Annotated in this window: 19 protein-coding genes; 9 read left to right on the top strand and 10 right to left on the bottom strand. The window is 75.0% G+C overall.

Annotation, left to right across the window (positions count from 1 at the left end; all coding sequences use genetic code 11):
• Window positions 1-24: 24 nt before the first annotated feature.
• From AC1VL8_RS00490 to AC1VL8_RS00480, 3 genes are read right to left on the bottom strand one after another with little or no spacing between them, the layout of a single operon-like run.
• Window positions 25-276: an acyl-CoA carboxylase epsilon subunit gene (locus AC1VL8_RS00490; RefSeq protein WP_389230826.1), complete on the bottom strand. Its 252-nt coding sequence runs from the start codon at window positions 274-276 to the stop codon at window positions 25-27.
• The gene (locus AC1VL8_RS00485) at window positions 273-881 is read right to left on the bottom strand and encodes a hypothetical protein (protein ID WP_389230823.1); all 609 of its coding nucleotides are present in this window, start codon (window positions 879-881) and stop codon (window positions 273-275) included. Before AC1VL8_RS00485 ends, AC1VL8_RS00490 begins: the two co-directional genes overlap by 4 nt.
• Complete coding sequence (locus tag AC1VL8_RS00480) at window positions 878-2491, bottom strand: acyl-CoA carboxylase subunit beta (protein WP_389230819.1); 1614 nt, start codon at window positions 2489-2491, stop codon at window positions 878-880. The genes AC1VL8_RS00485 and AC1VL8_RS00480 overlap by 4 nt, the downstream gene beginning before the upstream one ends.
• A 120-nt stretch (window positions 2492-2611) precedes the next feature.
• Between AC1VL8_RS00480 and AC1VL8_RS00475 the strand changes: the two genes are divergently transcribed.
• From AC1VL8_RS00475 to AC1VL8_RS00465, 3 genes are all read left to right on the top strand, one after another.
• Window positions 2612-3514: a biotin--[acetyl-CoA-carboxylase] ligase gene (locus tag AC1VL8_RS00475; protein WP_483073712.1), complete on the top strand. Its 903-nt coding sequence runs from the start codon at window positions 2612-2614 to the stop codon at window positions 3512-3514.
• Window positions 3511-4572: an adenylate/guanylate cyclase domain-containing protein gene (locus AC1VL8_RS00470; RefSeq protein ID WP_483073711.1), complete on the top strand. Its 1062-nt coding sequence runs from the start codon at window positions 3511-3513 to the stop codon at window positions 4570-4572. Before AC1VL8_RS00475 ends, AC1VL8_RS00470 begins: the two co-directional genes overlap by 4 nt.
• 233 nt (window positions 4573-4805) lie before the next feature.
• Window positions 4806-6068 carry a multidrug effflux MFS transporter gene (locus AC1VL8_RS00465; protein ID WP_483073710.1) on the top strand — a complete coding sequence of 421 codons (1263 nt, stop codon included), beginning with the start codon at window positions 4806-4808 and terminating at the stop codon, window positions 6066-6068.
• Window positions 6069-6113: 45 nt separating this feature from the next.
• Here the strand turns inward: AC1VL8_RS00465 and AC1VL8_RS00460 are convergent, their stop codons facing one another.
• From AC1VL8_RS00460 to adhE, 4 genes are all read right to left on the bottom strand, one after another.
• Entirely contained in the window at window positions 6114-7400 is a 1287-nt protein-coding gene (locus AC1VL8_RS00460; protein WP_483073709.1) for a pyridoxal phosphate-dependent aminotransferase, read from the bottom strand.
• A gap of 231 nt (window positions 7401-7631) precedes the next feature.
• On the bottom strand, window positions 7632-7754 hold the full coding sequence (locus tag AC1VL8_RS00455) for a molybdopterin oxidoreductase (protein WP_483073708.1): 123 nt from the start codon (window positions 7752-7754) through the stop codon (window positions 7632-7634).
• A 133-nt stretch (window positions 7755-7887) separates the two neighbouring features.
• Window positions 7888-8442 carry a hypothetical protein gene (locus AC1VL8_RS00450; protein WP_483073707.1) on the bottom strand — a complete coding sequence of 185 codons (555 nt, stop codon included), beginning with the start codon at window positions 8440-8442 and terminating at the stop codon, window positions 7888-7890.
• 120 nt (window positions 8443-8562) lie between these two features.
• Window positions 8563-11286 (bottom strand): bifunctional acetaldehyde-CoA/alcohol dehydrogenase, encoded by a 2724-nt coding sequence (gene adhE, locus AC1VL8_RS00445; RefSeq protein WP_389230798.1) that lies wholly within the window; start codon window positions 11284-11286, stop codon window positions 8563-8565.
• 320 nt (window positions 11287-11606) lie between these two features.
• Between adhE and AC1VL8_RS00440 the strand changes: the two genes are divergently transcribed.
• Window positions 11607-11975 (top strand): hypothetical protein, encoded by a 369-nt coding sequence (locus AC1VL8_RS00440; RefSeq protein WP_389230795.1) that lies wholly within the window; start codon window positions 11607-11609, stop codon window positions 11973-11975.
• Entirely contained in the window at window positions 11972-12478 is a 507-nt protein-coding gene (locus AC1VL8_RS00435; RefSeq protein WP_389230792.1) for a hypothetical protein, read from the top strand. Before AC1VL8_RS00440 ends, AC1VL8_RS00435 begins: the two co-directional genes overlap by 4 nt.
• 82 nt (window positions 12479-12560) lie before the next feature.
• Here AC1VL8_RS00435 and AC1VL8_RS00430 read toward each other — a convergent pair whose 3' ends face one another.
• Together AC1VL8_RS00430 and AC1VL8_RS00425 are read right to left on the bottom strand one after the other, a co-directional pair.
• Window positions 12561-15074, bottom strand: a complete 2514-nt coding sequence (locus AC1VL8_RS00430; RefSeq protein ID WP_389230789.1) for a glycoside hydrolase family 65 protein — start codon at window positions 15072-15074, stop codon at window positions 12561-12563.
• Entirely contained in the window at window positions 15071-15838 is a 768-nt protein-coding gene (locus AC1VL8_RS00425) for an HAD family hydrolase (RefSeq protein ID WP_483073706.1), read from the bottom strand. Before AC1VL8_RS00425 ends, AC1VL8_RS00430 begins: the two co-directional genes overlap by 4 nt.
• Window positions 15839-16239: 401 nt before the next feature.
• Here AC1VL8_RS00425 and AC1VL8_RS00420 point away from each other — a divergent pair, with 401 nt between their 5' ends.
• Together AC1VL8_RS00420 and AC1VL8_RS00415 are read left to right on the top strand one after the other, a co-directional pair.
• Complete coding sequence (locus AC1VL8_RS00420; protein WP_483073705.1) at window positions 16240-17472, top strand: AGE family epimerase/isomerase; 1233 nt, start codon at window positions 16240-16242, stop codon at window positions 17470-17472.
• A 53-nt stretch (window positions 17473-17525) separates the two neighbouring features.
• Window positions 17526-18698 carry an SLC13 family permease gene (locus AC1VL8_RS00415; RefSeq protein ID WP_483073704.1) on the top strand — a complete coding sequence of 391 codons (1173 nt, stop codon included), beginning with the start codon at window positions 17526-17528 and terminating at the stop codon, window positions 18696-18698.
• A gap of 3 nt (window positions 18699-18701) precedes the next feature.
• Here the strand turns inward: AC1VL8_RS00415 and AC1VL8_RS00410 are convergent, their stop codons facing one another.
• Entirely contained in the window at window positions 18702-19304 is a 603-nt protein-coding gene (locus AC1VL8_RS00410; protein ID WP_389230777.1) for a helix-turn-helix domain-containing protein, read from the bottom strand.
• Window positions 19305-19392: 88 nt separating this feature from the next.
• Here AC1VL8_RS00410 and AC1VL8_RS00405 point away from each other — a divergent pair, with 88 nt between their 5' ends.
• Window positions 19393-21105, top strand: a complete 1713-nt coding sequence (locus AC1VL8_RS00405) for an FAD-dependent oxidoreductase (RefSeq protein ID WP_483073703.1) — start codon at window positions 19393-19395, stop codon at window positions 21103-21105.
• A gap of 64 nt (window positions 21106-21169) precedes the next feature.
• On the top strand, window positions 21170-21649 hold the full coding sequence (locus tag AC1VL8_RS00400) for a heme-degrading domain-containing protein (RefSeq protein WP_389230771.1): 480 nt from the start codon (window positions 21170-21172) through the stop codon (window positions 21647-21649).
• The last annotated feature ends 50 nt before the right edge of the window (window positions 21650-21699 follow it).

Below are 21699 nucleotides of genomic sequence, written 5' to 3'. Positions count from 1 at the left end.
CCCGGCGCCCCCGGGCACGCCCGGTCAGCCGCGCAGGCTGCTGCGCCACGCGTCGGGCCCGGGACGCCAGGTGGCGCCCGCGCCGGGGACGGTGCGGGCGCGGTCGGACCACGCCGCGCGCGGCTCCGCGTCGTCCGCGGCGTCGTCGTCCGCGGGGCCGGACGCGGCGACCAGCCCCGCCACGAGCGCGGCGAGCTCCACGTCGTCGGGCGTGCCCCGCACCACCTGGACGTGCGGGGCGGCGACGGGCACCGCGGACCCGTCGCGCCCGGTCACGCCTGCTCCTCGTCGGTGCCGTCGTCGGCGTCGTCGTCGTCGAACGAGACCGGGCCGCCGCGGGACGCGCCCCAGCCCTCGACGGTGAACCCGCTGCTCAGCAGCCGCTCGACGATCTCGGCGCCGCCGTTGTCGACGATGCCCAGCACGGCGTCGATGGTCTGGTCGCTCGGGTCCCCGGGGACGCTCACGACGAATCCCAGGTGGAACTCGTCGGTGTCCTCGTCGGCGAGCGGCTCCGTCGCGGGGCGCGGCTCGTCCTCCCAGGTCATGCCGGTGAGCTCGGAGTGCATCCCGAGGTGCGCGTGCAGCAGGTCGTACAGGCGCGCGTTCAGGCCGGAGACGCGGGTCTCCAGGGCCAGCACGCGAGGGTCCTCGTCGGCCTCGGAGGCACCGAACTCCGCCCGGACGCCCGCGGCGGTGTCGACGTAGTCGTGCAGCGCCGCGGCGAGCGCGTCCACGGTCGCGTGCATCGCGGACGTGTCGACGTCGGGCAGCGGGTCGGGGCCGTGGGCGCCGTCGCCGTGGTCGTGTCCGTCGTGCCCGTGGCCGTCGTGCGCGTCGTGGTCGTGGCCGTCGCCGGGCACGGTCGGGTCGCCGGTCACAGCGGGATGTTCCCGTGCTTCTTGGGCGGCAGCGCGGCGCGCTTGGTGCGCAGCACGCGCAGCGCCCGCACGATCTGCGACCGGGTCTGCGCGGGCGCGATGACCGCGTCCACGTAGCCGCGGTCGGCGGCGTCCCAGGGGTTCACGATGGCCTCCTCGTACTCGCTGGTCAGGCGGGCGCGCTCGGCGTCGACGTCCCCGCCCGCGTCGGCGACCTGCTTGAGGGCCCCGCGCTGCAGGATGTTCACCGCGCCCCCGGCGCCCATGACCGCGATCTGGGCGGTCGGCCACGCGAGGTTCACGTCGGCACCCAGCTGCTTGGACCCCATGACGATGTACGCGCCACCGTACGCCTTGCGGGTGATGACGGTGACGAGCGGGACGGTCGCCTCCGCGTACGCGTAGATGAGCTTCGCGCCGCGGCGGATGATGCCGTTCCACTCCTGGTCGGTGCCGGGCAGGAACCCGGGCACGTCCACGAACGTCAGCACCGGCAGCCCGAACGCGTCGCAGGTCCGCACGAACCGCGCGGCCTTCTCGGCGGCGTCGATGTCCAGCGTGCCGGCCATCGTCAGCGGCTGGTTCGCGACGACGCCGACCGGCCGTCCCTCGACGCGGCCGAACCCGACCAGGACGTTGCGCGCGAACAGCGGCTGCACCTCGAGCAGCTCGCCGTCGTCGAGCACGTGCTCCACGACGGTGCGCATGTCGTACGGCTGGTTGTCGGAGTCCGGGACGAGCGTGTCGAGCTCGAGGTCCTCGTCGGTGACGTCGAGCTCCGCCTCGTGCGGGTACGCCGGCGGGTCGGTGAGGTTGTTCTGCGGCAGGTAGGACAGCAGCTGACGCACGTAGTCCAGCGCGTCGTCCTCGTCGGAGGCCAGGTAGTGCGCGACTCCCGAGCGGGTGTTGTGCGTCGTCGCGCCGCCGAGCTCCTCGAAGCCGACGTCCTCGCCGGTCACCGCGCGGATCACGTCCGGGCCGGTGATGAACATGTTGGAGGTGCCGTCGGCCATGACGATGAAGTCGGTCAGCGCGGGGGAGTACACCGCGCCGCCGGCCGACGGGCCGAGGATCAGGCTGATCTGCGGGATGACGCCCGAGGCCGCGACGTTCCGGCGGAAGATCTCCGCGAACTGCGTGAGCCCGGCGACGCCCTCCTGGATCCGCGCGCCGCCGCCGTCGCTGATCCCGACCAGGGGCATCCCGGTGCGCAGCGCGAGGTCCATCACCTTGGTGATCTTCTGGCCGTGCACCTCGCCCAGGCTGCCGCCGAACACCGTGAAGTCCTGGGAGTAGACGGCGACCGGCCGGCCGTCGACCGTGCCGTGGCCGACCACGACGCCGTCGCCGGGCACCCGCTTGCGGTCCAGGCCGAAGTTCTGCGAGCGGTGCCGGACGAACGCGTCGAGCTCGGTGAACGAGCCCGGGTCGAGGAGCGCCTCGATGCGCTCGCGGGCGGTGCGCTTGCCGCGGGCGTGCTGCTTGTCCTGCGCGGCGAGCTCGGGCTCGGTCACCGCGCGGCGGTACCGGTCGGCGAGGTCGGCGACCTTGGCGGCGGTGCCGGCGGGGAGCCCGGGCGCCGCGGGCGTCGTGGTCGAGTCATCAGTCACCCGGTGAAGGCTAGTGCTCCCGGCCCCCTGACGGCCCTGGTCGACGGGCACGGACCTCGGCGCGCCGCGTCGTGCGGATGCCACAACCGCCCGCGCGCGGCGTCCGGGGAGGATGGGCCCGTGGACGACACGACGCACGACCCCCGGGCCCCGCTGCGCGCCGACGAGGTGCGCTCGGCCCTGCTCGCACCCGCCGGCCCCCTCGCGCGGTGCGCCGTGGTGCCGCGGGCGGGCTCGACCAGCACCGACCTGCTCGCGCTGCTCGCCGCCGACCCCGCGTGGGCCGACGGGGGTCTGCTCGCCGCCGAGCACCAGGACGCCGGGCGCGGCCGCGCGGGCCACACCTGGACGACGCCGCCCGGCTCGGCGCTGACGTTCTCGCTGGCGCTGCGCCCCGGCGTGCCTCCGACGCACTGGGGCTGGCTGCCGCTGCTCGCGGGGCTCGCGGTCGCCCGCGCCCTCCGGTCGACCACGGGCCTGGCGGCCGGGGTGAAGTGGCCGAACGACGTGCTGGTCCCGGCGGCCGACGGCGCCGACCTGCCCGGGTGGGGCCGGTACCGCAAGGCGGTCGGCGTGCTGGCGGAGGTCGCGCCCGGGGTCGGGGCGGGTACGGCGGGAGCCGCCGTCGTGCTCGGCATCGGCGTCAACGTCGGCCAGGCGCCGGAGGAGCTGCCGGTCCCGAGCGCCACGTCGCTGCGCGCGGCCGGCGCCCCGCACGCGGACCGGACGACCGTGCTGGTCGCGGTCGTGCGCGAGCTCACGGACCTGGTGGACCGGTGGCGCGCGGCGGCCGGTGACGCGGCGCTCGCGGGGCTCGACGCCGAGGTCGCGGCGGTCTGCCTGACGCTGGGCGAGGTCGTCCGCGCGACGCTGCCCGACGGCGCCGAGCTGCGGGGGACGGCCGAGCGGATCGCGGCCGACGGCGCGCTCGTGGTGCGCGACGCCGCGGGGGTCGCGCACGTGCTGCTGGCCGGTGATGTGCGTCACGTGCGGCCCGTCGGTGAACTAGGGTCGCAGGCGTGACGGACGCGGTGCAGGACGAGCAGCACGACGGGGCGCAGGCGCTGGACGCGCTGCTGCTCGGCGGTCCCCGCACCCTGTCGCTGCGCGACCTCGCCGACCGCGCCGGGCTCGACCTGGAGCTCGTCCGGCTGTACTGGCGGACGCTCGGGCTGCCGCACCCGGACGCCGACGACGTCGCGTTCACCTGCCGGGACGCCGAGGCCGTCGAGCGCGTCGCCGGGCTGCTGCACGAGGACCACCTGGGCAGCCGCACGATGATCTCGCTGACCCGCGCGCTCGGGCACACCAGCGACCGCCTCGCCCTGTGGCAGGTCGAGGCCCTCGTGGAGGACATGGCCACCCGGCACCACCTCGACGACCCGGCCGCCCGCCGCGCGGTGCTGGACGAGCTCCCCGGCCTCGCCCCTGTGCTCGAGGCCCAGCTGCTGCACGCCTACCGCCGGCACCTGGCCGCGATCGCGTCGCGGTACTCGGTCGAGTTCGCCGCCGGGCAGGACGTCGGCGGGGACCCGGCCGCGCTGCCGCTCGCGCGCGCCGTCGGGTTCGCGGACATGGTGTCGTTCACCCGCCGCACCGCGGGCCTCGGCTCGACGGACCTGTCGGACTTCGTGCAGCGGTTCGAGACGGCCGCGCGCGACGTCGTCACCCAGGGCGGCGGCCGGGTGGTGAAGACGATCGGCGACGCGGTCCTCTTCGTCGCCGACGACGTGCGGACCGGCGCCCGGGTGGCCCTGGAGCTCGCGCGGGTGCTCGGCGGTGACCTCGACGTGGAGCGGGAGAAGGGCGCGGGCGGGATCGCCGAGGGCGCTCGCGGCGTCACGCCGGTCCGGGTCGGGGTGGTCTGGGGCCGGGTGCTGTCCCGGTTCGGCGACGTGTTCGGGCCGTCGGTGAACGTCGCCGCGCGGCTCACCGACGTCGCGGACCCGAGCACGGTCCTGACCGACCCCGCGACCGCCCGGCTGCTCGTCGACACCCCCGGGCTGCTCCTCGAGCCGCTCCCGGCCCGCGAGCTCGAGGGCATCGGCATCCTGGCCCCGGTCCGCCTCCGCACCACCTGACCCACCCCCCCTACCTCCCACCTCACCCCCACCTCCCACCCCCGCGCGTTCCGCGCGTTCCGCGAGGGCGCACGAGACACCACGAGGGCGTAGTGCGTGGCGTACGCCCTCGTGGTGTCTCGTGCGCCCTCGGCGCGGGGGCGGGAGCGGGGGCGGGGCGGGGCGGGAGCGGGGCGGGGGCGGGGTCGAATCGATTCGCTGGCTGCGCGGGTCGCGTGGGAACATCGGACAACATGAGCACCGGCGAGCCGCCCACCCCGGGTACCCCCAGCACCACCGAGCCGGTCTTCCGCCCGAACGCGAAGTACGTCCTGCTGCTCGGCGTGATGACCGCGCTGCCCGCGGTGACCACCGACATCTACCTGCCGTCGCTGCCCGACGTCGCGCGCGAGCTCGACACGAGTCCTGCGGCCGCGCAGCTCACGATGACCGCCATGCTGATCGGCGGCGCCGTCGGGCAGCTCGTGATCGGGCCGCTGTCGGACCGGTTCGGCCGGCGCAAGCCCGTGCTCGTGGGCGTCGCCCTGCACGTCGTGACCTCGCTGCTGTGCGCGATCGCCCCGGCGATCGTCCCGCTGATCGCGCTGCGCACCCTGCAGGGGTTCTTCAACGCGTCCGCGTCGGTGATCGCGATGGCGGTGATCCGGGACCGGTTCGTCGGCCCCGACGCGTCCCGGCTGCTGTCCCGGCTGATGCTGGTCATCGGCGTCGCGCCGCTGTTCGCCCCGAGCGTCGGCGGGCTGATCGCGGGCGAGTTCGGCTGGCGCGGGGTGTTCGTCGCCCTGGCGCTGTACGGCGCGGCGCTCTGGGTGGTCGTGTTCTTCCGGCTGCCCGAGACGCTGCCCGCGAGCCGGCGGATCGCCTCGACCGGCGGCGCGTGGCGCGGGTACCGGGTGCTGCTGCGGGACCGGCACTTCGTGGCGCTGGCGGTGCTGCCCGGCCTCGGCCAGGCGGTGCTGATGAGCTACGTCGTCGGGTCGCCGTTCGTGCTGCGCGAGGGGTTCGGGCTGAGTGCCAACCAGTTCGCGCTGGTGTTCGCGGTGAACGGCATCGGGCTGGTCGGGGGCGCGCAGGTCAACGCCGCCCTGGTGCGGAAGTTCGCGCCCATCCAGATCATCCGCACCGCCCTGCCCGTGTCGTTCGCGTGCACCGTCCTGCTGCTGGTGCTCGCGGTGACCGGCGCGGGCGGGCTGCCGGCGCTGCTGGTCGCGCTGTTCCTCATCATGTCGCTGGTCAGCTTCACGCCGCCGAACGCCTCGGCGATCGCCCTGTCCCGGCACGGCGAGCGCGCGGGCACCGCGGCGGCGTTCATCGGGTCGCTGCAGGCCGGCGTCGCGGGCGTGGTCAGCCCGCTGGTCGGGGTGCTCGGCGAGGACGCGGTGGCGATGTCGACCGTGATGGCCGGCGCGGCCGCCGGTGCGCTGCTGGTGCTGGCGCTGGCGACCCCCGCGTACCGCCGCGGCGGCTGGACCCAGGCGGAGCACACCCGGCGCTGACCGGTGCCCACCGGCGTTGACCGGCGCGGGCGGGCGGGCCTGCGGTCAGACGGTGAGCGCCGCCAGCCGGTCCACGGCCGCGCGCAGCACCGGCTCCTGCTTGACGTAGGTGAACCGCACCGCGGTGCGCAGGGCCGCGTCGGCGGCGGAGCCGGGGTGCGTGAACGCCCCGACCGGCACGCCGACCACGCCCGCGAGCCCGGGCAGCGCCCGGCAGAGGTCCGCGGCGTCCCGCAGCCCGTGCCCGGCGAGCGGCCCGGACAGCAGCGCCGCGGCGTCCGCCACGACGAAGTACGTGCCCTGCGGCCGCACCACGGTGAACCCCGCCGCGGACAGTCCCGCGCTCAGCAGGTCGCGCCGCCGTGCGAGCGAGTCGCGCAGCCCGCGCACGTAGCCCGCGTCGGGACCGTCGGTGGTCTCCAGGTCCAGCGCGTGCGCGACGGCCGGCTGGAAGGGGGCGCCCGAGGTGTAGGTCAGGAACTGCTTGACCGCGCGCACGGCGTCGACCAGCGGCGCGGGCCCCGTCACCCAGCCGATCTTCCAGCCGGTGAACGAGAACGTCTTGCCCGCGGACGAGATCGTCAGCGTGCGCCCGGCGGCGCCCGGCAGCGTCGCGAACGGCACGTGCTCGGCGCCGTCGTAGGTGAGGTGCTCGTAGACCTCGTCGGTGACCACCAGCACGTCGTGCCGCTCGGCGACCTCGGCCACGGCCGCCAGCTCCTCGCGGGTCAGCACCGCGCCGGTCGGGTTGTGCGGGGTGTTCAGCAGGATCACGCGGGTGCGGTCGGTGACGGCGGCCCGCAGCGCGTCGGTGTCCAGCCGGAACCCGCCTGCGGTGGCGACCAGCGGCGCGGTGGTGTGCCGCGCGCCGGCCAGCGCGATCACGGCGGCGTACGAGTCGTAGAACGGCTCCAGGGTCAGCACCTCGTCGCCCGGCTCGGTCAGTGCCAGGAGCGCGGCGGCGACGGCCTCCGTCGCCCCGGTGGTGACCAGCACCTCCGTGCCCGGGTCGACGGCGAGGCCGTAGTGCCGCAGCTGGTGGGCGGCCACGGCGGCACGCAGCTCCGGCGCCCCCGGCCCCGGCGGGTACTGGTTGACGCCCGCGGCGATCGCCTCGGCGGCCACGCGCTTGACGGACTCCGGGCCGTCGACGTCGGGGAAGCCCTGGCCGAGGTTCACGGCCCCGGTGTGCGCGGCGAGCGCGGACATCTCGGCGAAGATCGTCGGCCGCGGCACGCCGTCCGCGCCGAGCAGCCCGGTGGCCCGGGCGGCGTCCCGCCACCGCCCCGCGGGCGCGGCCGGGGCGGGGGCGTGGGGGCTGGTGCTGCTCATCGCGGTCCGTTCTCCAGGAGACCCGAGGAGCCTACCCACCCACCCGCTCCGCCCCCCGCACCCCGCCCCGCACCCCGCCCGGTCCCGTCCGACGAGAGGTCACGACACGCTGGAGCGCGAAGTCCCGGGCTCGCGTGTCGTGACCACTCGTCGGGGGGCGGGGGAGAGGGCGGGGTGGGTGCGCGCGGTGGGTGCGCGGCGCGGTGGGTGCGGCGCGCGGGGAGGGGTGGGTCAGAGGGCGCCGGAGGCCGCGGCGAGGCCGCCGAGGACCAGGAGCACCAGCGAGCCCCACGCGCACGCGATCCACCACGGCACGTGGTGCCGGGTGCGGGTGCGCGGGTGCTGCGTGGTCATGCTTGTGTGATCGGCAGCACGTCGCGCGGCTTGAACCCTGCCGGGGTCGCTCCTGCGGGTGACGTCTGCGCCGGGCGACCGCGCCTGACTCGCCCGCGCCCGACTCGCCCGCCTGGTCGGTGCGCGGCCCCGGTCAGCCCTGCTCGGCCTGCTGCACCTGGTCGGACAGCTCCTGGACCTGCTGCGCGAGGCGGTCGAGCCCCTCGGCGGTGGTCGCGTCGACCTGCCCGGACGCCTGGTCGAGGGCCGCGCGCGCGGAGTCGAGCGAGCTGCGGGCGGCGTCGAGCTGCTCCTGGGTGGCGGCGCCGCCCTCGGTGCGGGCCTGCTCGAGGGCCGCGGTGGCGTCGGTCATCGCGGTGCTCGCCTGGTCGAGGGCGCCCTGGGTCGCCGTGCGGGCGGTGGCGTCCAGCTCGCCGAGGCGGGCGGAGACGTCGTCGACGGTGGCGCGGGCGCTCTCGACGCTCGCGCGGGCGGAGTCGGCGAGCTCGCCCAGCCGGTCGGCGGCGTCGCGGGCCGAGTCGACGGCGGACTGCGCCTGGGACGTCGCCTCCTGGACCTCGGCACACGCGCCGAGGAGGGCGGTGGCGGCGAGCAGCGCGGGGACGGCCAGGGCGGCGCGGGCGCGGCGGGACGGCGACGTCCGGGCGTGCGGGGCGCGGGTCGGCAGGGCGGTGCGGCGGGTGGTCATCTCCAGGCCTCCTCGTCGGGGACGGTCAGTGTGGCAGGTGCACCTGGGAGCACGCAGAAGAGCGCCCCGCCCGCGGTGGTCCGCGGGCGGGGCGCTCGGCGAGCAGCGACCCTCAGGGGGTCAGGAGGCGCTGGTGGCGCCGTCCTCGGCCGGGGCCCCCGCCCCGGCGGGCGCGGCGACCGCGCCCTGCTGCTCGCGGCGGCCCCGGACCTCGGTGACGGAGGTGCCGTAGTAGGCCGCAGTCATGATGTCCTTCATGTCCGCACGCATCGGCATGCGGGGGTTCGCGGGAGCGCACTGGTCCTCGTACGCGCCCATCGCGACCTCGTCGAGCCGGGACAGGAAGTCCTGCTCGTCGACGCCCTGCGCCTGGAAGGACGACGGGATGCCGACCTTCGCGCGCAGCGCCTCGATGGCCAGGGCGTAGGACTCGACGCCCTGCTCCGGGGTCTCGGCCGGCAGGCCCAGCATCTGGGCGATCTGCTGGAACCGCTCCGGGGCGACGTAGTGCTCGTACTTCGGCCAGCTGGTGAGCTTGGTCGGGATCTTGCCGTTGTACCGGATGACGTGCGGCAGCAGCGTGGCGTTCGTCCGGCCGTGGACCAGGTGGAACGTCGAGCCGATGACGTGCGCCATCGCGTGCACGATGCCCAGGAACGCGTTCCCGAACGCCATGCCGGCGATGGTGCCCGCGTTGTGCATCTTCTCGCGGGCGTCCTTGGTGGCCGGGTCGGCCGGGTCGCCGTTCACCGACTGCGCCAGGTTGTCGAAGATCAGGCGGATCGCCTGGAGCGCCATGCCGTCGGTGAAGTCGTTCGCGTAGACCGCGACGAACGCCTCGGTGGCGTGGGTCAGGGCGTCGAAGCCCGAGTCGGCGGCGAGCGAGCGGGGCATCTTCGCGGTGAGCACCGGGTCGATGATCGCGACGGTCGGCGTCAGGGCGTAGTCGGCCAGCGGGTACTTCTTGCCGGCGTCGGGGTCGGAGATGACCGCGAACGGCGTGACCTCGGCGCCGGTGCCCGAGGTGGTCGGGATGCAGACGAGCTTGGCGAGCTCGCCCAGCGTCGGGAACTTGAAGGCGCGCTTGCGGACGTCGAAGAACTTCTGCTTGAGGTCCGAGAACACGATCTCGGGGTGCTCGTACAGCAGCCACATGACCTTGGCGGCGTCCATCGGCGAGCCGCCGCCGAGCGCGATGATCGTGTCGGGACGGAAGTGGCGCATCTGCGCGGCACCGGCCTGGACGGTCTTCACGGAGGGCTCGGGCTCGACCTGGTCGATGATCTGCAGCGCGACCTTGTTGGTGCGCCGGCCGAGCACGTCGATGATCTTGTCGACGAAGCCCAGCGTGGTCATCGTGGCGTCGGTGACGATGGTGACGCGCTCGACGTCGGCCATGTCGGACAGGTAGCGGATGGCGTTCGGCTCGAAGTACGTCTTGGCCGGGACCTTGAACCACTGCAAGTTGTTGTTCCTCCGGCCCACGCGCTTGATGTTGACGAGGTTGATCGCCGACACGTTGTTCGACACCGAGTTGTGGCCGTAGGAGCCGCAGCCGAGGGTGAGGGACGGGATGAAGGCGTTGTAGATGTCGCCGATGCCGCCGAGCGAGGACGGGGCGTTCGCGATGACGCGGATGGCCTTGACGCGGTTGCCGTACTCCTCGGTCAGCGCGTCGTCCTGGGTGTGGATGGCGGCGGAGTGGCCGAGGCCGTCGAACTCCACCATCTGCTCGGCGAGCTGGATGCCGTGCTCGGTGGACGTGGCGCGCAGCACCGCGAGGACCGGGCAGAGCTTCTCGCGGGTGAGCGGCTCGGCGGGGCCGACGCCGGAGACCTCGGCCAGGATGATCGAGGTGTCGGCGGGGACGGTGAAGCCGGCCTGCTCGGCGATCCACTGCGGCGACTTGCCGACGACGGTGGGGTTCAGCTTGGCGTCGGCGCAGTTCTTGCCCTTGGCCTCGACGCCGAAGATGAACTTCTCGAGGAGCGCCTTCTCCTTCTTGGACGCGCGGTACGCGTGCAGGACCGCGAACTCGTCGAGCGCGGTGTCGTAGATGACGTCGTCGATGATGACGGCCTGCTCGGAGGCGCAGATCATGCCGTTGTCGAACGACTTGGACAGCACCACGTCGTTGACCGCGCGCTTGAGCTTGGCCGACTTCTCGATGTAGGCGGGGACGTTGCCGGCGCCGACGCCGAGGGCGGGCTTGCCGCAGGAGTAGGCCGCGCGGACCATCGCGTTGCCGCCGGTCGCGAGGATGGTGGAGACGCCGGGGTGGTTCATGAGGAGGCCGGTGGCCTCCATCGACGGGGTCTCGACCCACTGGATGCAGTGCTCGGGGGCGCCGGCGGCGACCGCGGCGTCGCGCACGACGCGGGCGGCGGCGACGGACGACTGCTGCGCGTTCGGGTGGAACGCGAAGATGATCGGGTTGCGGGTCTTCAGCGCGATGAGCGACTTGAAGATCGCGGTGGACGTCGGGTTGGTCACCGGGGTCATCGCGCAGATGACGCCGACGGGCTCGGCGATCTCGGTGATGCCGTTGATCTCGTCGCGGCTGATGACGCCGACCGTCTTGAGGGCGGCCATCGAGTTGGTGACGTGCTCGCAGGCGAAGATGTTCTTGACGGCCTTGTCCTCGAAGACACCGCGACCGGTCTCCTCGACGGCGAGCTCGGCCAGGTGGCCGTGCTGGTCCAGGGCGGCGACGGCGGCCTTCTTGACCAGGCGGTCGACGTCCTCCTGGGTGAAGTGCGCGTACTCCGCCAGCGCCTTGGTGGCGCCGGCGACCAGCTGGTCGATGGCGGCGGCTGTGCCGGTGTCGGTGCTCGTGGTGCTCACGGGGGCTCTCCCGAGGGTTCCGATGGGGTGGGGTGGAGGGCTCCGTCGACCTCACGAGAAGACCGTATCGAGAAACTTTTCACAAAGTCTGGGACCGGAGTCCTGCGGACGTAGGTCCCGGGGTGCGGTCGGGCCCGCGGGGTCGCGCGACCGGTCGCCCGACGCCCGACGGCCGGCGTGCCGGATCGTCCGCTTGTGAGATGAAATGGCACGTCCGTGGCTTTTGCGGCATTGGTGAACATGGTCATCCGGCGCATTGCGGGAATGCCCCGGAATGCCGCTAGGGTGCTCGGGTCCCCGCCCGTGACCAGGAGGAACCCGTGCCCAGCCTGCAGGAGTCCGCGCAGAGCCTCATGTCCCTGGACGGCGCCGTCGCCTTCGCCGTCGTCGACCACACCAGCGGCATGACGCTCACCACCGTGAATGCCGTGCCGTTCGACATCGAGCTCGCCGCCGCGGTCGCGACCGAGGTCGTCCGGGCCCAGATGCGCGCGATCGACCAGCTCGGGGGTGAGCAGCTCGTGGACGACATCCTCATCACCCTGTCCGGCCAGCTGCACCTCGTCGTGATGAGCCGCGACCCCCGCTTCGCCGGGCTGTTCTCCTACCTCGTGCTCGACCGGGAGCGGGGCAACCTCGCGCTCGCCCGGCACCGGCTGCGCGCCGCGGCGGCCGACGTCGAGCTGTGACCCGGGCCGTGTCCGGCGTCGACGGCCTGCTCCGCGCGCTGGACGGCGTGCTGCCGCTGGACGCGCGCGTCGCCTGGGTCCCGGCGGACGGGCACGCGACGGCAGGCGCGCGGCTCCCCGCCCCGGTCGCCGACCTGCTGCCCGGGCTCGCGCAGATGCTGCGTCGCGCGGACGGCGTCGCGCCCGACGGCCGGGCGCGGCTGCTCCTCGAGACCGCCGACCGCACCCTGCTGGTCTGGGGCCTCGGTGAGGACGGGATCCTGGCGGTCGACCTGCGGCCGGACAGCAACGTGGCGCTGCTGCGCCGGGGGGTCGAGCCCGCGCTCGCCGCGTTCGTCGCCGACCGGCCGGCGCCCACCCGGCACCGGCGCGCGGTCCGGGCCGCCGGAGCCGTGCCCGACGCGAGTCCCGGCACCGCGGGCGAGCGCCCGGACGACCCCGACGCGCCCCCGGCCGACCTGCCCGGCACGATCTCGCTGCGGTACCTGGTCCAGGTCACCTGAGGTCCCGCACGACCGAGGCCCGCCACCCCGGACGGGGTGGCGGGCCTCGGTCGTGCGGTCCGAACGGGTCGGTCCGGCGGGGTCAGTCGTGCGCGCCCGGCGGGGGCGTCAGCACCGTGGGGTGGTCCGGCACGGTCGCGGTCATCAGCGTGCCGTCGGCGCGCCGGGTGCCCTCGATGTCGCGGACCGTCGGGGTGCCGATCAGCCGCGGCGCGGGCGCCAGGGCCACGACGACGGGCTCGCCGGCGGTGACCGTCACCGGCTCGCCGCGCACGACCAGCCGGGCGGAGTCGCCCTCCTCGACCGTGAGCCGCAGCTCGGTGTGCCGCACGTCCACCCGGACGCGGGTGCCCCGCAGGGTGAGGCGGAACGTCAGCCCGTCCCAGACCTCCGGCAGCCGCGGGTCGAGGGACACGACGCCCTCGTGGTCGCGCATGCCGCCGAACCCGCAGGCCAGCGCGCTCCACACGCCGCCCGCCGACGCGACGTGCACGCCGTCCGCGGTGTTGTGGTGCAGGTCCGCCAGGTCCACGTACAGCGCGGACGTGAAGTACCGCAGCGCGAGCTCCTGGTACCCGACCTCGGACGCGACGATCGACTGCACGACGGCCGACAGGGTGGAGTCCCCGGTGGTCAGCGGGTCGTAGTAGTCGAAGTCCGCGAGCTTCTCCTCCGGCGTGAACTGGTCGCCCTGCAGGAACAGCGCGAGCACCACGTCGGCCTGCTTGAGCACCTGGAACCGGTAGATCACCAGCGGGTGGTAGTAGAGCAGCAGCGGGCGCTTGCTCGGGTCGGTGTTCGCCAGGTCCCACAGCTCCTTCTCGAGGAACTGCGCGTCCTGCGGGTGGATGCCGAGCCGCTCGTCGAACGGGATGTGCATCCGCTCGGCGGCGTGCGCCCACTCGTCGAGCTCGGTCTGCGTGAGGTGCAGCCGGGCCAGCAGCGCGGCGTGGTCGGCGGGGCGCTCGCGGGCGAGGCGGTCGACGGCCTCGACGGCGCCGCGCAGGTTCGCGCGGGCCATGACGTTGGTGAACAGGTTGTCGTTCACGACGGTCGTGTACTCGTCGGGCCCGGTGACGCCGTGGATGTGGAACGACGAGTCGCCGTTCGTCCCGCGCCAGAACCCCAGGTCCGCCCACATGCGCGCCGTCTCCACCAGGATGTCGACGGCCTCGCGGGCGAGGAACCCGTCGTCCCCGGTCGCCGCCACGTACTGCCGCACGGCGTGGGCGATGTCCGCGTCGATGTGGTACTGCGCGGTGCCGGCGGCGTAGTAGGCCGAGGCCTCCTCGCCGTTGATGGTCCGCCACGGGAACAGGGCGCCGTGCTGGTTGAGCTCGGCGGCCCGCGCGCGGGCGTGGTCGAGCATCGTGTACCGGAACCGCAGGGCGTTCCGGGCGACCCGCGGCGACGTGTAGGTCAGGAACGGCAGGACGTAGATCTCGGTGTCCCAGAAGTAGTGCCCGCTGTACCCGGAACCGGTCAGGCCCTTCGCGGCGATGCCGTTGCCCTCGGCGCGGGCCGTGGCCTGCGCGATCTGGAACAGGTTCCACCGGACGGCCTGCTGCAGCTCGGGCTGGCCGTGCACCTCGACGTCGCTGCGGGCCCAGAAGTCGTCGAGCCACGCGCGCTGCTCGGTGAGCTGCTGCTCGACGCCCGTCGCCTGCACCCGGTCCAGGGTCCGGCGGCAGCGGTCCGCGAGCTCGCGCGCCGGCACGCCCCGCGACGAGTGGTAGGTGACGACCTTGGTGATGAGCACCGGCCGGCCGCGCTTGGCGTCCACCCGGTACACGTGCTTGGCGAGGTCCGGCTCGACGGCCGAGAGCTCCTCGTAGGAGTTCTCGGTCTCGATCGCGTGGTCCGCGGCGACGGACAGCGTCATGCCCGAGTCCGCGGCCCGGTACGACAGCACGTACCGGCCGTCGGCGCCCCAGTGGCTGCGGGGCTCCAGCACGCGGTCGGTCAGCGTCTCCGACTTGCGGGGGTCGAAGCCCTCGCCCATCGCGGCCGAGCGCACGTGGTACTCGTCCTGGCCGTCCTGGCGGTTGAGGATCTGGCTGCTGACCACGACCGGCGCGTCGGCGTCGAGCATCGTGACCTCGTAGGTCATGACCGCCAGGTGCCGCTCCGCGAACGACACCATGCGGCGCGACCGGACCCGGACCTTCTTGCCGGACGGGGTCTGCCACACCAGGTCGCGCTTGAGCACGCCGTCGCGGAAGTCGAGGCTGCGCTCGTACTCGTGCAGGTCGGCGACGGTGAGCAGCAGCGGCTCGTCGTCGACGTACAGCCGCAGGATCTTCGCGTCCGGGACGTTGACGATGGTCTGCCCGACGCGGGCGAAGCCGTACGCCTCCTCGGCGTGCCGGATCGGCCAGGTCTCGTGGAACCCGTTGATGAAGGTCCCGTGGCTGTGGCTGTCGCGACCCTCCTCGACGTTGCCGCGCATGCCGAGGTAGCCGTTGCCGACGGCGAACAGCGTCTCGGTGCGACCCAGGTCGGACGCGTCGTGCTGCGTCTCGCGCAGGGCCCACGGGTCGCGGCCCCAGCGGTGCCGGTCGAGGGGGTCGGGGGTGAACAGGGAGGTCGCGTTCACGGCAGGGTGCTCTCCGCGTCGTCGGGGGCGGCGAGGAGCTCGGCGAGGTCCTCCACCACCAGGTCGGCCCCCTGCTCCATCAGCACGTCGGCGCCCGCACCGCGGTCCACGCCGACGACGAGCCCGAAGTCCCCGGCACGGCCGGAGGCGACGCCGGACTCGGCGTCCTCCACGACGACCGCGCGCTCGCGGGGCACGCCCAGCTGCGCGGCGGCGTCGAGGTACGTCGCGGGGTCGGGCTTGCCCCGCAGCCCGCGCGCGGCGGCGACGAGGCCGTCGACCACCACGGGGAACCGGTCGGTCAGGCCGGCCGCCGCGAGCACCGGGACGGCGTTGCGGCTGCTCGACACGACGGCGACCTTCCGGCCGGCGGCGATCAGCGCGTCCACCAGGCGCACGGACCCCGGGTAGGGCGTCACGCCCTCGGTCTCGAGCACCTGGGTGAACACGGCGTTCTTCCGGTTGCCGAGGCCGCACACGGTCTCGGTGTCCGGGGAGTCGGCGGGGTCGCCCCACGGCAGCTCGATCCCCCGGGAGGCGAGCAGCGAGGCCACGCCGTCGTACCGGGGCTTGCCGTCGATGTGCGCGAAGTAGTCGGCGTCGGCGTACGGCTCGACCCCGCGGGCGTCGAGCAGCGGGGCGAACAGGCGCGCCCACGCGTGCATGTGGACGACGGCGGTCGGCGTGAGGACGCCGTCGAGGTCGAACAGGACGGCGTCGAGGCCGTCGAGGACCGCGGCGGGACGGTCGGGGGCGGGTGCCACGGGAGCTGCTCCAGGTGCGTGTCGGTGTCGGGCTCGGGCGGGCAGGCGGTCGGCGGACGACAGGCTGGTCCGTGCCGCGACCAGCGCCTTCGCACCCAGTCTGGTCGCTCCTGCCCGGCTCGCCAGTCCGGCGCGCCCGGGGGTGGCCGGATCGCGCCCGTCGTCGCGCACCACGTCGCGGAGGGCGGGGGTGGAGCACGGGGCAGCGGGAGGTCCGTCGGGACGGGGGTGTGCACCGGCCGGGCAGAGCCGCGTCGTTCGACCGGACCGTGGTCGATCCTCCCGCCGCGCGGGTGGCGGTGTCAAAGGTGCTGGACGAGTCGGACGAACCCGGCAGACCCCGTCCGGCCAGGGCGTTCACGGGTGCCGGAGGGGGGTCGGGTGTGACTAGGGTGACACCCATGACGTGGCTGACGACGCCCGCGCACGCCCGCTGGCTGGAGACCGAGACCGACCGCCTGCTCGCCTTCGGGAGGGCCTCCGCGGTGCCCACCGGCGGGTTCCTCCGGCTGGACGACGTGGGCCGCCCGCTGCCGGGTCCCGCCGAGCTGTGGATCACCTGCCGGATGACGCACGTGTACGCGCTCGCGCACCTGCTCGGCCGCCCGGGCAGCGCCGCCCTGGTCGACCACGGGCTCGCCGCGCTCGACGGGCTGTTCCGGGACGCCGAGCACGGCGGCTGGTTCGCCGAGGTGAACGCCGACGGCACCCCGCGCGACGCCGACAAGGCCGCCTACCCGCACGCGTTCGTGGTGCTGGCGACCTCGTCGGCGGCGGCCGCGGGCCGGCCCGGTGCGCAGGCGCTGCTCCGCGAGGCCCTCGAGGTCTCCGAGCGGCGCTTCTGGGACGACGAGGCCGGCATGGCCGTCGAGTCCTGGGACCGCACCTTCACGCACCTCGACGGCTACCGCGGGGTGAACGCCAACATGCACACGGTCGAGGCGTACCTCGCGGCGCACGGGGTCACCGGGGAGCGCGTGTGGCTCGACCGGGCGGTCCGCGTGCTGACGCGCGTGGTCGACGGCTTCGCGAAGGACAACGCCTGGCGGATCCCCGAGCACTTCGACGCCGACTGGGTCGCGGACCTGGAGTACAACGTCGACACCCCGGCGCACCCGTTCCGTCCCTACGGCGCGACGATCGGCCACTGGTTGGAGTGGGCGCGCCTGACGCTGCACGCCCGGGCCGCGCTGACCGCCGCCGGGGACGTCGCGCCCGCCTGGATGCTCGAGGACGCGGTCGCGCTGTTCGACGCCGCCGTGCGCGAGGGCTGGGACGTCGACGGCGCACCCGGGTTCGTCTACACCGTCGACTGGTCCGGCGCGCCCGTGGTCCGCGAGCGGATGCACTGGGTCGCCGCCGAGGGGATCGCCGCGGCCGCGACGCTGCACGCCGCCACCGGGGACCAGCGGTTCGACGACTGGTACGCGACCTGGTGGGACTACGCGCAGGAGCACCTGGTCGACCGGGACGGCGGCTCGTGGTGGCACGAGCTCGGCACGGACAACACCGTGTCCCGGACCGTCTGGGAGGGCAAGGCCGACCTCTACCACGTGGTGCAGGCGACGCTGATCCCGCGGCTGCCGCTGACGCCCGTCCTCGCCCCCGCCCTGGCGGCGGGGATGCTGGACTGACTGCCGGGCGGTCCTGCCGGGCGCCGGGGACGCGGCGGTCCTAGAGTGCCGCCGTGTCCCGGCGTCGACGTGCTGTTCCGTGGTGGGCGGTCGCCGTCGTGGCGGGCGCCGGTCTGGTGCTGTCCGGGGCCCTGCCCGGCGACGACGCGGCGGCCCTGGCCGAGCGGGTCGGGCCGGTGCTGCTGTTCGTCGCCGCGCTGACCGTCGTCGCCGAGCTCTGCGGCGCCGCGGGCCTGTTCGACGCGGCGACCGACGCCGCCGCCCGGGCCGCCGGCGGGCGCCGCTGGGTGCTGTGGCTGCTGCTGGTGCTGATCGCGGTCGCCTCGACGGTGCTCCTCTCGCTGGACACGACCGCGGTGCTGCTGACCCCGCTCGCGATCGCGCTCGCCCGGCGCACCGGGACGTCGCCGCTGCTGCTGGTGCTGACCGTGGTGGCCCTCGCGAACACCGCGTCGTTGCTGCTGCCGGTGTCCAACCTGACCAACCTCCTGGCCGACCACCGGTTCGGCGAGCAGGACGTCGGGTACGTCGCCCTGATGTGGGCGCCCGCGCTGGCGGCGGTGCTGGCGACGGTGCTGGTGCTGGGTGTGCGGGGCCGCGCGGCCCTGCGCGGGCGGTTCGAGCCGGGCCCGCGGTACGTCGCGCCGGACCGGGTGCTGCTGCTCGCGACCGGGGCCGTGACCGCGGTGATGGCGGTCGGGTTCGTCGTGGGGCTGCCGGTCTGGGCGGTGGCGCTCGCGGCCGCGGTGCTGCTGCTCGTGGCCTTCGGGGTGCGCCGACGGGCCCTGCCGGGGCGGGCGCGCGACCTCGTGCCGTGGCGGATGCTGCTGATCGTCGGCGCGCTGTTCGTCGGGGTGGAGACCCTGCACGTGCGCGGCCTGGGGGACTGGCTGGTCGACGTCGCGCCGGCCGGCGGGTCGACGGCCGCGCTGCTGGGGGTCGCCGGGCTGTCCGCGGGTGCCGCGAACGTGGTGAACAACCTGCCCGCTTACCTGGTGCTGGAGCCGGTCGCGGGCGGCGACCCGCTGCGGCTCGCGGCGGTGCTGATCGGGACGGGCGTCGGGCCGCTGCTCACGCCGTGGGCGTCCCTGGCGACGGTCCTGTGGTGGCAGCGGTGCCGGCAGGCGCTGGTGCACGTGCCGGTGCGGGCGTTCGTCGTGCAGGGGCTGTGGCTGACGCCCCTGGCGGTCGGGGCGGCCGTGCTCGCGCTCGTCGCCGTCGCCTGAGGGCTACTCCGGGGTGCCGCGGCGGGTCGGCCGGGCGCGGACGTGCATCCGCTCGCCCTGGGGCCCGAACAGGCTCAGCGCCTCCGCCGGACCCGGCCCGGCGTTGGTGATCCAGTGCGGCACCCGGGTGTCGAACTCCGCGACCTCACCGGCCTCGAGGACGACGTCGTGCTCCCCGAGCAGCAGCCGGACGCGCCCGGACAGCACGTAGATCCACTCGTAGCCCTCGTGCGTGCGGGGGTCGGGCGGGCCCGCGTGGTAGCCCGCGGGGAACACCTGCTTGTACGCCTGGAGGCCGCCCGGGCGCCGGGTCAGCGGGACGTACGTGACGCCGTGCCGCTCGAACGAGGACAGGTGCACGCGCGGGTCGCCCGTCTCCGGGGCGCCGACCAGCTCGTCCAGCGGGACCTGGTGGGCCCGGGCCAGGGGGAGCAGCAGCTCCAGCGTGGGGCGGCGGCCGCCCGACTCGAGCCGGGACAGGGTGCTCACCGAGATGCCGGTGCTGCGGGACAGGTCGGCGAGCGTCGCCCCCCGGCGCTGGCGCAGGTCGCGCAGCCGGGGGCCGACGGCATCGAGCACGGGGTCGAGGTCCGGCTGGTCGGTCACCGGGCCAGTTTGCCGGTCCGGCAACAAGGTTTGTCAACCCGGGGTCGACGGCGGAAAGTGGTGTCACCCCGACGACAGGAGAGCCCCGATGGACGCGCAGGACCGCTACGACGTGCTGGTGATCGGCGGCGGGGCCGCGGGCCTCAGCGGCGCCCTCACGCTCGCCCGGGCCCGCAAGCGGGTGCTCGTCGTCCACGACGGTGCGCCCCGCAACGCCCCCGCGGCGCACATGCACGCGTACCTCGGCCTCGACGGCCTGCCCCCCGCCGAGCTGCTCGCCCGCGGCCGCGCCGAGGTCACCGGCTACGGCGCCGAGGTCGTCGAGGGTCGGGTCGCGGACGTCCGGCGCGCCGACGAGGGGTTCCGGGCGGCGCTCGCGGACGGCCGCGTCGTGCACGCCCGCCGGGTGCTGGTCGCCACCGGCCTCGTCGACGTGCGGCCCGACGTCGAGGGCGTCGCCGAGCGCTGGGGCCGGGACGTGCTGCACTGCCCGTTCTGCCACGGCTGGGAGGTGCGGGACCGGCCGGTCGCCGTGCTCGGCACCGGGCCGCTCGCCGTGCACCAGGCGCTGATGTGGCGCGGGTGGACCGACGACGTGACGCTGCTGCTGCACACCGCCCCCGAGCCGACCGACGACGAGTGGGAGCAGCTCGCGGCACGGGACGTCCGGGTCGTCGACGGGCGGGTCGGCGGGCTGCTGGTCCGCGACGACGCGGTCACGGGCGTCCGGCTCGCGTCGGGGGTCGAGCTGCCGTGCGCCGCGGTCGTGGTCGCGACCGGGCTCGAGGCGCGGCTGGACGGTCTGGGGGGGCTCGGTCTGGCGGTCGAGCCCGTCGAGATGGCCGGGCACGTGGTCGGGCACCGGGTGGTCGCCGGCGCGGACGGGGTCACGGAGGTGCCCGGGGTGCGGGTGGCCGGCAACGCGACCGACCTGCGGGCCCAGGTGCAGGTCGCCGCGGCCGCCGGGCTCGCCGCGGGGGCGGCTCTGGTGGGCGAGCTCGCGGCGGAGGACCTGGCCGCCGCGGTCGCGCGCCGTCGGGCCGAGGAGGCCGCGCCGTTCTCCGCCCGGGCGGAGCGGGAGGTCGCCGAGCTGGTCGCGACCGCTGCCCGGCACGAGCACGGCGCCGACCACACGCTGGCGCACGGTCCGCACGGGCACCCGCCGGTGGGCGAGGAGCGGCACGACCGGGAGTTCTGGGAGGAGCGCTACCGCGCGCGGCCGCAGATCTGGAGCGGCCGGCCGAACCCCCAGCTGGTCGACGAGGTCGCCGACCTGCCGCCCGGTACCGCGGTCGACATCGCGTGCGGCGAGGGCGGGGACGCCCTCTGGCTGGCCGGCCGCGGGTGGACGGTCACCGGGGTGGACCTGGCGCAGACGGCGCTGGACCGGCTCGCGGACGCGGCGACCCAGGCCGGACCCGAGGTCGCCGCCCGGGTGCGCACCGTGCGCGCGGACCTCGGCGACTGGGACCCGGGCGCCGAGCGCTACGACCTGGTGACGTCGCACTTCCTGCACCTGCCGCCCGCGGCGCGTGCCGCCGGGTTCCGGCGGATGGCCGCGGCGGTCGCGCCCGGGGGGACGCTGCTGGTCGTCGCCCACCACGCGAGCGACCTCGCCACGACCATCGGACGCCCGGACCTGCCCGACCTGTTCTTCGAGCCGGCGGACGTCGTCGCCGCCCTCGACCCCGCCGGCTGGGACGTGCTGGTCGCGGAGGCCCGGCCCCGCACCGCGACCGACCCCGACGGGAACGAGATCACCATCCGGGACACGGTCGTGCGGGCCCGCCGGCACGGCTGAGCCGGGCCGGGCCGGGCCGGTGGCACGGCTGGGCCGGGCCGGGCCGGTGGCAGGATGCTCAGGCATGAGCGACGACCTCGACCTCACGGCCCAGATCACCGCGGTGGAGCGGCAGGAGCGCGAGCTCCGGTTCGCCACGTTCACCCACGACGACGCCTGGGAGCTCGGCACCCTGCTGGTGCGCCTCGCGGTCGAGCGCGACCTGCCCGTGACGGTCGACATCCGCCGCGGCACGCAGCAGCTGTTCCACGCCGCGCGCCCGGGCACCGTCGCCGACAACGACACGTGGGTGGAGCGCAAGGTCCGGGTCGTCGAGCGGTTCGGGACGTCGTCGTTCCTGCAGGGGCTGCGCGCCCGTGCGAAGGGCACGACGTTCGCCGAGGTGCACGACCTGCCGCTCCAGCAGTACGCCGCGCACGGCGGGGCGTTCCCGGTGCACGTCGACGGCGTCGGGGTCGTCGGCGTCGTCACCGTCTCCGGCCTGCCCCAGGCCGACGACCACGCGCTCGTCACCGAGGCGATCCGCACGTTCCTCGCCGGCTGACCCGCCCTCGCCGCCGTCCCCGCGCCCGCCGCCGACGAGGTCGAGGGTTT

It is taken from the genome of Cellulomonas sp. KU4C (genome assembly GCF_056868065.1).
The sequence above is the reverse complement of the archived record's forward strand: the minus strand, read 5'-3'. Positions and strand labels throughout refer to the sequence as shown.

Bases quoted from the DNA above. Each gene is read 5' to 3' on its own strand.
- AC1VL8_RS00465 (WP_483073710.1), top strand. From the start codon at position 4,806: ATGAGCACCGGCGAGCCGCCCACCCCGGGTACCCCCAGCACCACCGAG.
- AC1VL8_RS00420 (WP_483073705.1), top strand. From the start codon at position 16,240: ATGACGTGGCTGACGACGCCCGCGCACGCCCGCTGGCTGGAGACCGAG.
- AC1VL8_RS00460 (WP_483073709.1), bottom strand. From the start codon at position 7,400: ATGAGCAGCACCAGCCCCCACGCCCCCGCCCCGGCCGCGCCCGCGGGG.
- AC1VL8_RS00455 (WP_483073708.1), bottom strand. From the start codon at position 7,754: ATGACCACGCAGCACCCGCGCACCCGCACCCGGCACCACGTGCCGTGG.
- AC1VL8_RS00450 (WP_483073707.1), bottom strand. From the start codon at position 8,442: ATGACCACCCGCCGCACCGCCCTGCCGACCCGCGCCCCGCACGCCCGG.
- AC1VL8_RS00405 (WP_483073703.1), top strand. From the start codon at position 19,393: ATGGACGCGCAGGACCGCTACGACGTGCTGGTGATCGGCGGCGGGGCC.
- AC1VL8_RS00400 (WP_389230771.1), top strand. From the start codon at position 21,170: ATGAGCGACGACCTCGACCTCACGGCCCAGATCACCGCGGTGGAGCGG.